The sequence below is a fragment of the Barnesiella sp. CU968 genome, assembly GCF_905219685.1.
GTDB lineage: Bacteria > Bacteroidota > Bacteroidia > Bacteroidales > Muribaculaceae > Lepagella > Lepagella muris_A.
The window spans coordinates 1-13,957 of record NZ_CAJMXD010000035.1 but is presented as its reverse complement, the minus strand read 5'-3'; the positions used below and the strand labels follow the sequence as shown (position 1 = coordinate 13,957).

Sequence of the window (13,957 nt, the reverse complement as noted above, 5' to 3'; positions counted from 1 at the left end):
CAGAGTCCGGATGTTCCGTCATCAATGCGTCGGCAGAGTCAAGAATTCTGTCGGCTTCTTTATTTTTGCGGTCACCGCACGCAACCATAGTCACCAAAACCAGTGTGACTGACAAATATCTGATAAAAGCCTGCATATTTCTCTTTTGTACAAATTCTTCACAAATGTAGATATAAATCGTGAGATTTATACACCGGCAGAATAAAAATCAAGGCTGAAGCCTTGATTCCTGTTCCCTCCTGCGTGCTCTAAGTCATTTTTTGGAAAGACCTACGGAGTGCTTACTCCCGATCTCCGTAAGATGTGTAACGACATGGTTGACAGAGATGTCAAGGTTGTAGATAAAGTATAGAGGGAAACCGGCACGTTTCAAAAGTTTGTGTCGCAGAGGGAGTAGACGGTGTCCTTGATGTCTTCGGCTATTGCTGCCTGCGGTTTGCCGGCGAAGATGAGCGACTGCCAGGGGATGGGTTTGCCGAAGACCACTGTGAAATCTTTTCCGCGGGCGTTGCAGAGCTCGGAGGGGAGGAGTGCCTGCTCGATGTTTATCCGGAGTCCCAGCTTCTTGCGGCGGCGTGCCGTTTTGTAGAATCTTTGTGAGTTCTCTCCGATGAAATGCACCGGTATGATGTCCCGTTTGTATTCGACAGCCTTGGCTATGAACGATTTGTTCCATTTGAGATCGCGGACCTCGCCGTTGTCCCCGAGGCGCGAGCAAAGTCCGGCGGGGAATATTATTATCTGTCGGTCAGAAGCGTATGCGTCGTTGATGGCGCGTGCCGCCCCGCGACCCTGCGAGCCGTATTTGTTGACGGGGAGGAATACCGGGCGCAGCGGTTCCACATTCATCAGCATGTCGTTGACCAGAAAACGGATCCCCTCGTCGCCGTATTTCTTTCCAAGCAAGGCGATAAGCCCTATTCCGTCGAGTCCGCCGAGAGGATGGTTGGAGGCGAATATGAAGCGACCGCCGGAAGGGATGTTCTCCATTCCGACGGGTTTGAGCGTCACGTTGAAATATTCATAGACACCGGCGGCAAATTCCGCCCCCTCTTTGGGATATGTCTTTTCAAGCACCTCGTTCAGTTCGTCCTGATGTATGAGTCGTTCAAGGGCGTTGAGCACGAAGCCCGGGATGAGTTTCCCCCTGAACCCTCCCACGCGGCTGCGTATGATGCCGGTAAGGTCGATTTTCAGAAGTTCCATGTCAATCGGGGTTTACAGAAGATTCCTCGTCCCAGAACTCCTCGTTCCAGTCTTCGTCGGTCATGTTTGAGAAATCGTCGTCTTCCGGTTCGTCCTGTTCGAAGATGAAGTCATCTTCCTCCTGCACGCGATGGCGCATGTCGAGTTTTCTGTGGGTTATCGTGAAATTGTTTTTATTCTCTTCAGAATTTATTTCTCTCCATAGGAGATCCTTCAGCTCGGTCAGCCCCTCGCCTGTCACCGCCGATATAAATACGGCAGGCACACCCTCCGGAAGCTCTTTTGCGAGTTCATCGCGCAGTTCGTCATCGAGCATGTCGGACTTGGAGATAGCAAGCACCCTGCTTTTGTCGGCGAGTTCCGGGTTGAACTCCTTCAGTTCGTTAAGCAGAATCTCATAATCCTTGAGGATGTCGTCGGAATCGGCGGGAACCATGAAAAGCAGCACCGCGTTGCGCTCTATATGTCTCAGGAATCTCAGACCGAGACCTTTCCCTTCGCTGGCACCCTCGATGATTCCGGGAATGTCCGCCATCACGAAAGACCTGTCGCCACGGTAGTCAACGATCCCCAGACTCGGCTCCATGGTAGTGAATGGGTAGTCGGCTATTTTCGGTTTGGCGGCGGAAATTGCCGACAGAAGGGTAGACTTCCCGGCATTCGGGAAACCTACAAGCCCGACATCTCCGAGGAGTTTCAGCTCCAGCACCACAGCCTTTTCGATTGACGGCTGCCCCGGCTGCGCATATCTCGGCGCACGGTTTGTGGCGGTAGCGAAATGCCAGTTGCCGAGTCCCCCCTTGCCGCCGCGCAGGAGTTTTATTTCCTCGCCGTCTTCCGTCACCTCGCAAAGAAAATCGCCTGTCTCCGCATCGAAGACAGTGGTGCCTACGGGCACTTCGATTATCTGGTCCTCACCGTCTTTTCCCGAGGAGCGGTTCTCGCCGCCGCTCTGTCCGTTGGTCGCAAACACATGCCGCCGGTAGCGGAGGGGGAGAAGTGTCCACATGTGGCGGTTGCCTTTCAGGATGATATGTCCGCCGCGTCCTCCGTCACCTCCGTCCGGTCCCCCTTTCGGAACATACTTCGCTCTGTGGAAATGGCGAGAGCCTGCGCCACCCTTGCCGCTGCGGCAAAGGATCTTAACGTAATCTATGAAGTTTGAATCAGCCATTGTTTTGAGATTTAAAGAACAATAGGAATCGTGTTTGGAAAACACGACACCGATTACCGGCAACGCCGGTCAGGAGAGGAGTTCGTTTGCCGCACGGTAGTCATCGGGAGAGCCTATGTCTATCCATCTTCCCTCGATAGGGAAACACTCCACTTTGAGTCCGTCGGCAATCAGAGACTCTATAAAGTTCGGAGCGTCAAGATATTCACCCTTGGTGATGCGTTCAAGAAGCTCTCTCCGCATCATATAAACGCCTCCGTTTATGAAATAGTTGTAGGTGGGTTTCTCCTCGAGTCCTGTCACTTCCGACCCCTTTGTACGCATTATCGCGAAAGGCACCGACACAGTATACGGCACCGCTCCCATAGTCAGATGCGCTCCCGATTCGGTGTGCGTCCGCCACATCTTTTCGAAATCCAGATTTGTCAGCAAGTCGGAATTCATCACCAGAATATTGTCATGGCGCAGTCCCTCCACAAGCGCGAGGCTGCCGAGCGTCCCGAGTCGTTTGGGTTCAAGCACGCATGTCACATCCGCATGATTGTCCGTTTCCTTTGCGTTGCGTATTCTGAAATGTTCCTCTATCTTGTTGTGGAGGTAGTTGACTGTCACGAAAATATTTCTTACGCCGTATTCCTCAAGCATTTCGATATTACGGTCAATTATGGGCTTGCCGCCTACCGCAAGTAGCGGCTTGGGTATTGACAGGGTTAGAGGGCGCAGTCTTTCACCCCGTCCTCCCGCCATAAGCACTACATCTATTGGAAGCAAAGCTTTAAGGCGTGTCAAATCTATTATGTCAGAGATATGACCGTCATCTGTCACCGGCAACAGGCACAGATGACGTCTCTTACCTTCCGCCACTTTCTCTGCGGGATCATCGTCTTTTTCGATGGCGGTGAATGACCTGTTCATAGCTTCAGCGACGGGAGTCTCAAGTGATATTCCCCTGAGCAACGCGCGTCTGATGTCTCCTCCGGTTACAGTGCCTTGCAGTCTGTCTTCGGCATCTGTAGCGAACATAACCATCGTCTTTCCCGACAGAGTGTCGAGGCGGTCGAGCGCGTATTTCACCGAATCTACGGTGCGGATAATATGGCGTTTGATTGATTCCTGTGTCATTATATTGTTGGATAGGGTGTTTCTTTTGATTGTCGTTTTATATGGTTTCCGCCAGCAGTTCTTCGTATTGCCTCATGCTCTGCCGCAGTTCATCCGTCACCATAACCTGCAGCTCTTTCGGCGCAAGCACCGTCACGCCGGCTCCATATCCGAGAAGCTCATGCACAAGCTCATAGTTTAGTTTGAGCCTGTAGGTGAAAATCGAATAACTGTCGTGAATCTCCTCCTGCTGCGAATGGTGGAGTGGAAGAGCGCGGAAGTATTTCGCCTGCTGGGGTGTCGCGCGAATCTTCACTATTCTTGGGGGAGCTTTCGAGAGAGTGATGCCTATGATGTTGTCGAAAAACTGCGACGGGTCGAGATCTTCGGGCATAGTGAAGTTCTTGCTCATCAGCCTCATCTCTTTCACGCGGTCGAGGGCGTATGTGCGTATGTCGGCGGTTTTCTCGCGCAGTCCCACCATATACCACCGTTGCTTGTAGCGTTTCACGAAATATGGGTGGAACAGGATGTCGCACTCCGCGCGGGAACGGTTGAACCCCGCGTATGTGAACACTATTTTCTCCGAAGAGCCGATAGCCTCAAGCACCGTAGGGAGGAACTCTCTTGCCGAAGGCACATCCTCCACAAGCACTCTGCCCGAAGCAGCGTGGCTCTCTTTCATGGCACTGTTTACGGCATAAGAATCGAGGAGCCAGTTTGTCAGAACCCTGTTGCTGTCGTCCTCCCCGAGGTCTATATAATACTCGCCGTTGCGGTTGCAGAGAATGTCAATATGGAAGTTTTCCTCTATGGCGCGCCTGTAATGGTAGAAAGTGCGCGGAGGAATGGGGTTGCCGTCGCTCAGGTGAGAGCGCATCCAGAGCCTGTCGATATCCTCGCGGGTGAGCCGTCCGTAACGGTTGAGGGTGTCGACAATCCATACATATCTGCTTATCAGGTCACGTGCCATATTCTGGTCCAATGAAGCTGCCGGAGCAAGTTCAATGCAAAAGTAACAAAAAAAGATGTAAGTGGCAAAAAAGAAAAAGGTCGACTCACGTCGACCGAATTTCTTCAATTAAAACAACAATAACAACTTTTTCAGAACGCTTATAGCAGTGTAAGATTTATTCATCTTACGTTACTATAACATCGTGTCGTCTGAAATGGTTCAGAGACTGGTTGAATTTTATTAGAAATTTTTTACCGGTGCCCGGAAGAATGCGTAAGGCTGTTTTCAGGGCACCGGTAAAATCGTGTATGTCGATTACCTGCGTTTCATTATGGTAAGCGATTTCTTTCCGTTGCGGAGAATGTAGAGTCCGGGAGCAAGATCTCTTAAGGCATCGGCGGCTCTGACACCGGAGCGCAGGCATATGCCTCCGGTAGTGTATATGTCAACCAAGGAATCCGGGTCAGACAATACATTTTCTATGCCGGTAGGAATATCTTCATTTTCCGGATCGCTTAAAAGAAGAAGCGGGGCTGTAGCCAGCTCAGAGGGTATATAAGCATGATACGGCGGCATATCCTGAGCGCTTTCAAGCGGAACAAAAGCGTTGTCGCCATTGATTCCCCTGAGCATATAACTGCCGGGAGCAACGCTCTTTGTCATAAGCAGACCGGTGAGTATCTGTCCGCCGGGCATATATGAGTCTTCAGTATTGGTTGCCTTGCCCGAGAATTTGTATTTGTTCAGAGTCGGAACGGATGGTTCTTCGTCATTCTCCGCAACTGCCGATGAAGTTTCGGCAGTCTTAACGAAATATGGGGTGTTGGCTCCTATTTCCGTTACAGCGGATTCAGAAATCTCAATCACCTGATATTCGATGGCATCGGTTTCACCTTCCGGGGTGAATGTCTTGTTTGCAGATATATTCACCATCGAATAGGCTTCGAGACCTTCGGGCAGTTCCGCATCGAACGGCAGTATCAGGGTTCCGCAGGCGGGGGTCTCCATCGCCCATTCCAGAGGGAGGGCAGGCTCTTCGAGATATACTGGAGGCACAAGTGTCACTCCTTCAGTGCTACCGGTGGATATATAGACATGATAAGGCTCGACAAACTCGTGTTCGTAAGTGCCGTCATGATAGAAGAAGCCGACATTGCCCTCTGCGTCTGTATGGAGGTGATGGTCTGTTCCCTTGGCGGTGCTTTTTACGAGAGTGCCGGTCAGCAAGCCGTTTGTATAAGTGTCAGCCTTGTGGGTAGTCATGCCTGAGAATGTGTAATATCCGTCGGCATCGGCGACCGGTGCTGTTTTTCTCACACTTTTTGCAGAGGGTGCCGAAGTAGTCTTTTTTGTCACAAGATACGGAGTGTTTCCCTTTATGGTGTTTTCTGCCACAGTCGATATCGTGGCGATATGGTAGAAGTTGTTGTCTCCGGGAGTTGCCGACGGTTCGGAAGTCATGATGGAATGTATCTCCAGGTCGGCTGGAACCTCCGCGTCGAAAGGCAGGATAATTGTGCCGGTGTTCTCGCATTCCATTTTCCAGCGTACATCAATCCTGCGTCCTATAAGCGTGAGGTTGAAATTGTCAGCTTTGAACCATGGACCCATTACAAGCGGTTCGGTGTCTGTGTTGAAAGAGCCGTCTGCCGAGGGGTATATCCCGATACGGACATCGGTATTGTCTTCCTCGACGTCAAATTCCAGAGAAACCTCGTCGAATTTTGTCTTTGTGCCGGTTGTGATCATCTCGCTGTGAGAGTCTCCGGCTGCCAGATAGAATCTGTTGCCTTCGTCTGACGCGATGAGCGCCGACAGTCGGTAGCGTCCTGCGGGCATACCCTTTATGTCCTGATAAACCGGGTTGGACTTGTTGTTGTAATATGTGTTGAACAGGTAGTCGCCGTCAATGCCTTCTGTTCTATATGTTTCGTTTTCATTTCCTTTAGTCACTTTGGTGTCGGCGGCATCCATCGACGATATGTTCCATCCTGTAAGGTCTCCGAGTTCGAAGCTGAAATTGCGGATTGCGCCGCTCATGTCTGCGTCTGTTTCGGTCTGAGACAATACGAGAGCGCGGAATCGTGAGAATAACTCATCAATCTCCTTGCTGCCGTTAGTACCCATCGGGTCTTCCTTGTGCTCGCTGTTGATGTGCTGCTCGATCAGATCTTCGTAATCGTGCGCATCCCACTGCGTGCGGTATTTATCGGGGAGGGTCGCCGCTATGGAGGCTATGCGGCGTATTGCGGTCTGCAGCCTGTTGTAGAAATCACATGTCTTGAACTCGCCGTCATCGTGACGGTACAGGCGGAAATTGTCGGCTTTGTACCATGTCCCGGCAATGTCTACGAACTGATCCGTAGTATCGCCGCCTCTTATGGTGATTGTGACCTCCCGGGTATCTTTTGCCACATCGAATTCCATGAAATAATCGGAACCGATGTTTGCAGCACGCTCCATGAGTTTGCCCTCTTTTTTGTCGTTTACCTGAATCCAGACGTGCTGACCCTGATCCGATGCGAGCGTCACCACAAGGCGATAATGACCCGAAGGGAGTCCCTGAATTGTCTGGCTTATCGGGGCTCCTTTGCCGTCGCGCCATGTGTTGAAAATGTAATTCCCGTTTGCCGCGGAGGTGGCATAGGTTGGATTCGAGAGTTCTTTGACCCCCATCTCTCCTTCCAGAATGGTTGACCATCCGAGAGTGTTGCCGAACTCGAAGTCAGGATTTATAATGGCGTGTGTGTAATCCGCGCCTCCTGTCTCGACCGGCTGGCTGAAAACTTTTTCGCGCAGCAGGCTGTAGATTTCGTTGAATTCCTTCATTCCGTCTCCCTCGATAGAAAGATTGTCCAGCATTTCCTGATATTTTGACAGATCCCAGCCATCGGAATAAGGCGACCCCATCTCGTTTACACGTTCTGTCGCGTCTCTTATTGCGAGAGATACAATGTCAAAGGCGGCTACCGCGTCTTCGTCCGCGATCCGGGTGATGGTGAAATTGTCGGCAGAGAATGCGCCGTCGGCTTTGACTCCGATGGTTTCGGTGCCCTTGCTGATTATAAAGCGCAAAGATACTTCCTGCATACCATCGCCCTGAGCCGGCGCGCTGGTAAGAGTGCCTGCCGTCAGGGAAGCCCCCGAAGAAACGGAAGCCTTGAGTTCATACACTCCCGTAGGCATAGTGACCTGTATTGTCTGGGATATAGCGCCTCCGTCGGCACTGAAGATGTATCTGCCGTCAACCGGATTGTCTTCGGTGACGCGTGCGTTTGTCGCTCCTGACGTATTCCATTCGGAAAGGTCTCCCATCTCGAAAGAATTGTTGAGGATGGTATATCGCATGTCGGCAGGTATTGAGCTTACTTTTCTTGCGGCGTTGGCAAGCGCGAGATATGTCATATGCACCTCTTCGCTGCCGTCTGCGGAAATCTTGCGGCTGTCATATCTTTCCTGCACCACAGAATTGTCATAAGAGTAATAGTTCATCGCCTTTGCCTTTGCCGCGGCATCGTCTATCGCCGCCTTTACCTTTTCAAGGGCGGCTAAGGTCTCCGCATCCGGACCGAGGTATGTAAGGCTGAAGTTGTCGACAAATAAAGCTGTTTTTGAGCTTATGCTTACTTTTTCTACAATAAGAGTGATGGAACCATCCGATACGTTTATGCGTGTTGAGATTTGGTAATTCCCGGTTGCGAATTCCTTCCCGACAGTTCCTACGCTTGCTTCACCCCAGGAGTCGTTACGGGTGTAGGAGTTTGTGGGAATAGTTATGCCGTTGGCGGTGACAACACCATTGTTGTTTCCTTGCGCGAAATCGCATGCTATAATGTATGTCCCGTTCGGCAGGTCGGATATTGTCTGGGTTATTTTAGAACCGGTTTTTCCAATGCGGCTTGTGTTGTAGAGTTTATACATTGAATAGTTTTCTCCCACATTGTTGTCTTCCAGCTTCCCTTTTCCGTTGTTGTCAGTAGACAGCACCCATGCTTGGTTTTCGTTTGAATCGTTGCGCCCGAACCTGTATCCTTTCATCATGAATGTCGCATCGGCAGGGTTGTCTTCGGAAGCAAAGAGCAATGAGTTCCGGAGATCTTCTTTGGTCAGCAACTCCCATAGCTGATTCTCATCGGATGCATCCGGAACGGCGGCGGCTACAACATCGCCTTCTGCCGTGATTGCATAGGTTTTATCATTGCGGGTGCAGGTAATCATGTGTCTGCCGGCATCGTCTGTGGTTATATTCCAGATTTTTTGTGATCTGGTTTCGGAATTTCCTCCATCTGTATACATCATGTATGAACCTGATTCCATTGTCTCGGATTCTATTGTCAGATTTCCGTCACCAAGATTTGTATTCAGTATGAAGTCATGGTCGGTATCTCCGGCTTCAAAGGTTACAGCCCGTCCCGTTCCGGAAAGTGTTGCCTGAGTATCCCATATGCCGCCTGCCTGAAGGAATTTGCCGGTGGCTACATTTTTCAGATAGTATTCGCCGGGGCTTACGGTTTCTGAGTTGTTCTCGATTGTGAAATTGATCACGATCGGGAAGTGGTCGGAGATTTCAGAGCCGTCGGGCCAAGTGAAATCCATGTCGTGCAGATAACCGTGTGCTGTCAGTTTTGCGGGAGCGTCGGTGTTGTTGATATAGAATATCTTGTCCACAACCTCCCCTTTCTGGTGACCTAAAGCCGGGTTTGTGACCATAAGCGCGTTGTCGCCGACATTCGGATACTGGCCGTCCCACATATAATCGATCCAAGGGTCGTGTATCTCAAAACGTTCATCGGCATTAATGCGGTCTATAAGAAGCTCTTTGAGGCGGTCGCGGGTATATCGGCAGTTGGTGTCTCCCATGATTATCACAGGTCGTTTGTTGTTGCTCTGGAGGATGTCTGCCACGAGCTGGTTTATCTGCGATTCTCGGGCGGCATTGTCCTGCGCCGATGTCTCCGCATCCATGTGGAGGATATATACGTCTATGTCGAGACCAGCCCCTAATGAAACAGTGTAATAGCGGTATCCCTTGTCGATAAGCAGGTCGGATCCGTTTTTGGTGACACCATATTTGTCATTCCATCCCTGCCATCTTTCACCTGAGACTCTGATGCTGTTTTTGTAAATGAGATTGAGTCCATCGGTGTCGAACGATTTTTTGACCCTGTCTTCACGGATGGAAGTTCCGTTAAGTTCCACATATTGCAGAGCCTGGATTCCATTCAGGGAAGTCGGGATTGTCTCGCGGAATGTTCCGGCTGTATACTGTCCCTTTATTTTGGACATAAGGATGTCATTGTAATTGAACGCCTCTGAGACAGCGAAGAAATCCCACCCTTTGTTGGCGACCAGCTCGCTCATCTTTGCGGTGCCGGTTTCCTGCGGACCTTCGGGGTTCATGTTGATTTTGGTGATTCCGGTGATATTCACCGTCGGAGGCAGACCGTCAACATTCAGACAGGCTGCCTTGAAAGTCTTTTTGGTGGCAATAGCCGGGATTGCCATCAGAAGACATAGGAAAAGAATTAGCTTTTTCATGAAATTAAGTGTTAACTTATTTATTTTTGGTATATTTTACATGTCGATTTTCCTTAAGTACGGACATGACGGAACGCGTGACTGCAGAAGCGGTCACGTACAAGTGTTCGGTATGTGCGGAAATGGTTAGAAGATGGTTTTCGGGGGGGGTAATGCCTTTATTATCAAGATGATAGAAGAATATAGTCATCTTGACACGTCCGTCTTGATGTCGGTTTTCAGGCATTATACTTTAGATTTTCAATCAGATAGGTTAACTGAGATGCAAAATAAGTGTATTTTTGACAATTATCCTAATGATTCTCAAAAAAAAAGTTTGACTTGCCAATAAGAATATGAAAAAATCTTCAACGCTTATATTCCGGTCAGGTCTTTGTAGATGTCGAGGGCGGTGAAGAGATCCTCTTTGCTGACGGAGATGTCGCGGTGTGGCGTGCCGATGGCGCTGAGCAGGACAAATTTCCAATCTGAGCTTGCGGAATTCTTTTTGTCGTGGCTGATGATTTCCGCCAGTTTGTCGTAATCCTTGCAAGTGAACGGAATCGGCGGGAAATAGTGCTGAAGTATGCGGTCTTTGTAGAGATAGATTTGGTCAGACTGAAGGCTTAGATGCATGTGGCTGAGGATGAGGGCGACTAAAATTCCGTTGGCGACTGCGCAGCCGTGGGTGACGGGGGTGTGGCGGGTAAGCATCAGCGATTCTAAAGCGTGTCCGGCGGTGTGCCCGAAATTCAGAATTTTACGTAATCCGGATTCGTGAGGATCTTCTTCCGTGACGCGGGCTTTGAACCTGACGCATTCCGCCATGGCATCCTGAAGAAGATTCGTGTCTGAAAGAATCTTGTCGTCAAGAACCTTTTGATACAATTCACCGGATGAGATCATCGCCGTCTTCACTATCTCTCCGAGGCCCGAAAGTATCTCTTCGCGAGGGAGAGTGGCGAGTGGCTCGGAGGAGATTATCACGCACTCGGCGTTTGCGAACGCCCCGATTTCGTTTTTCAAACCGTTGAAGTCTATCCCCGTTTTTCCACCGACCGCTGCATCCACGGCGCCAAGGACGGTGGTAGGTATGTTGACGAATCGGATGCCTCGTTTGAAAGAGGCTGCGGCAAATCCGCCAAGGTCAGTCACAACGCCCCCTCCGAGATTTATCAGTAAGGAATTTCTGGTTGCTCCCCCTTCCGAAAGACTGCTCCACACCTGGGTAAGCGTGTCGAGATTTTTATTATCCTCACCCGCCGGTATTTCGATTATGCGTGCTTCCTCTTTGTCGGTAAGCACATTCAGGATTTTGGGAAGCACGTGTGTCGCCACATTGCTGTCGGTGAGCAGGAAGAGACCGCTGTGCGAAATTTCTTCGAGCGTGGCTGCAAGTGCGGCGCGGAGGTTTTCGGTGCGAAGGGGAAGCATCATTATAGAAGACAGAAGTGTAGTGAAGGGGTCAGAGGGATTCGAGATAATCGGCGAAAGCCGGCATAGAAGGGAATATTATGTCCGCCCCTTCCTTTTCGAAAGCTTCGCGCGGTACCGGACCGGTGGTCACGGCAACGGTGAAGATTCCGGCAGCTTTCCCCGCCCGGACTCCCAGAGGGGCGTTCTCTATCACGATTGCCTCTTGCGGCTGTATGCCGGCTATTGCCAGCCCTTTGAGGTAAGGCTCGGGATCCGGTTTGCCGTTTGTGACATCAAGCGCTGTCACTCTGTCGCCGGGAAGAAAAATACCGGGATAATCGCGGTTTACACCTTCAAGGAGCTTTGCCTGCGCAGAGCCGGTTACGAGCACGCGGCGCAGATCTCGTTTTTTGAGTGCGTCAAGCATCCGGTCGGCACCAGCCATCGGCTCGTTTCTGCCGATCTCATAGAAATATTTGCTTTTAAGTTCATACAGCTCTGCGGCACGCTCTTTGGAGACACCATGTCCGTAAGCCCGCATATACATCATGTTTACGAGGTCCGCTCCACGCATACCCTCATAGAGGTATACGTCTTCAGGATTTCCCGGCACACCCTCCTCTTCAAAAAGTCGCCGGAATGCCTCTGCATGATACTTCATTGAATCGTAGATCACCCCGTCCATATCGATCAGGGCAGCTTTTTTACCTTTTAATATATCGTCCATATCCTTATAACGGCATTATCCTCCGGTTTGATATAGAAGGTGTGTTTTGTTTTAAACAAGCTCTAAAAGTTTCCGACTTGCGCTACCAGCTGGCGAGGGAGCGCGGGCTACGGCGGGACGCTCTGGTGGCAAGCATATTGCTGCCGGGAAGCGGACGAGAGGGAACGTCAAGTTCGTGGAAGATTATATGCAGTCCGATGGCGCGTGTCATAAGCAGGTCGTCGTGACACCCCGCAATCGCTCCGTAGCTGCCGTTTTGACGGCGTTCATAACTCAAATACTCGTCAAGACATGCCGGGTCGCGTTCGATATACATCCCTTCGCGTATCACCTTCACCAATGTGGCTATAATCATGGGTTTTGTGGCTATGTTGGTGTGAAAGCCATATCTGACAGGAGCGCCTCGCGTCACCGCCTCCTCGCTGCGACTCCTTGCATAGAGGTTGGGGTAGGAGTCACGCAGTCTGTTGAGTATGAACGATGACAGGTCACCATCGGTGTGGCGGTCACGGTCATGCGTCTCAAGAGTGTTGCTCTCAATAACAAGCAATGCGTTGCCGTAGAACCGCGAGGCATCCGCCGCCTTCTCTGTAAGCAGGTCGAAATCTGTGTGTCCGCGCCATTGCGCCACAATCTCCGGTCTCTCGCCAAAAGCCATCGGCATCCTGTCGAATATCGCTATCACGCTCCAGTCTGCCTTTGCCGACCTTCCGCCGACATCGACCACCGTGACATATCTGCTGTCGATGTTTTGTCCGCTTTCATCGGGAAATTTCCATATCTTCCACCCACCCGACGCAAGGGGAGAGAAGCCATTGTCATCGATTTCTCCGGAACGGGGAGGCACCCCGCATCCCTTTCTCAAAGCCTCGACCTTGTATTTGTCGAACACACGCGCTCCCGAATGCACGAAAGCCTCGATGTCATCGCTCGGATATTCGGCAGCCATGAGCCCGTGTTCGGAATATTTCGATCTCTCCGCCTTATACCAGTTTATAGCCTCGAGTGTCGCCCCTTGCTGCCAAAGCCACCACAGATATGCCCCCGACTGACAGCGGTCTGATTCCGCCGCCTCGCACTCCCTCCCTTCATACAGGGCAGCGGCAAACCTGTCTCTTTGCGCTTCATTGCCGAACGGCAATGAATAAAGGTCGATGTCGAACCAGGAGATGAAGAGAGCCTCGAACTGCGATATGCCCCTTTTTGCCGCTTCATATTCACGATGGAAGAAGTTGCCGGTGCCGTTTGCCGTGGATTCGTATACAATCATGGTCATCGGGGCATAGAGCACTCCCGAACATGCCGAACGAAGAATATCCTCCGGCGATTTGCCGTCGGTCTTTTTCCATATTCCCACCTCAGAGCAGTGCACGAGATTATAGTCGCCTCCGCGACATGAGTCGGGCCGCTCTGCCGTGCCTATCTTTATCTTGCAGTTGCGTGACGGCACGCGGTATATCGCCCCCGACCTTCCCACTCGTTCCATTTTCTTCCTTTTTCTCCCGCTTCTATCGGGGTCTTTCCGCTCTTCTGCGTCAAGCATCTCTGCAGGATAAGACTCGATCATTCGGTCGAACATATCCTTGATTTCATCAGATCCGACGCCCTGATGGGCGATGATGAGTGAGTTGAGGCTTGTGCTGTGCATAAGCTGCAGCCATGCCATATACAACTGCGAACAGGTGGATCCTCCCCATTGTCTCGCCTTAAGAAGTATGAGTCTTATCGGTTTTCCGTCGAGACGCACCTTTTCGAGACATTCCACAAACTTGCGTTGTGGGCGGTTGAGTACAAACGGCACATCGTCACCACCCCCTTTACGCTTTATATATACATATTTCGCCGCCCAATACGGAAAATC

General features: G+C 50.9%; 8 protein-coding genes. All 8 read right to left on the bottom strand.

Annotated features, from left to right (window positions below; translation table 11 throughout):
- Positions 1-369 precede the first annotated feature (369 nt).
- Positions 370-1,206: a 1-acyl-sn-glycerol-3-phosphate acyltransferase gene (locus JX312_RS02795; protein ID WP_123403792.1), complete on the bottom strand. Its 837-nt coding sequence runs from the start codon at positions 1,204-1,206 to the stop codon at positions 370-372.
- Position 1,207: 1 nt separating this feature from the next.
- Positions 1,208-2,380, bottom strand: coding sequence for a GTPase ObgE (gene obgE / locus JX312_RS02790; RefSeq protein WP_204456976.1), 1,173 nt, complete (start codon positions 2,378-2,380; stop codon positions 1,208-1,210).
- Positions 2,381-2,449: 69 nt separating this feature from the next.
- Positions 2,450-3,502 carry a sugar phosphate nucleotidyltransferase gene (locus JX312_RS02785; protein WP_204456974.1) on the bottom strand — a complete coding sequence of 351 codons (1,053 nt, stop codon included), beginning with the start codon at positions 3,500-3,502 and terminating at the stop codon, positions 2,450-2,452.
- Between the two features lie 37 nt (positions 3,503-3,539).
- On the bottom strand, positions 3,540-4,454 hold the full coding sequence (locus JX312_RS02780; protein WP_172469653.1) for a YafY family protein: 915 nt from the start codon (positions 4,452-4,454) through the stop codon (positions 3,540-3,542).
- Positions 4,455-4,751: 297 nt separating this feature from the next.
- On the bottom strand, positions 4,752-9,974 hold the full coding sequence (locus tag JX312_RS02775) for a hypothetical protein (RefSeq protein ID WP_204456972.1): 5,223 nt from the start codon (positions 9,972-9,974) through the stop codon (positions 4,752-4,754).
- A gap of 354 nt (positions 9,975-10,328) precedes the next feature.
- Entirely contained in the window at positions 10,329-11,390 is a 1,062-nt protein-coding gene (gene aroB / locus JX312_RS02770; RefSeq protein WP_204456970.1) for a 3-dehydroquinate synthase, read from the bottom strand.
- 28 nt (positions 11,391-11,418) lie between these two features.
- Positions 11,419-12,096, bottom strand: coding sequence for an HAD family phosphatase (locus JX312_RS02765; RefSeq protein ID WP_123403805.1), 678 nt, complete (start codon positions 12,094-12,096; stop codon positions 11,419-11,421).
- Between the two features lie 82 nt (positions 12,097-12,178).
- The coding region (locus JX312_RS02760; protein ID WP_204456969.1) for a terminase at positions 12,179-13,957 on the bottom strand (1,779 nt) is incomplete at its 5' end.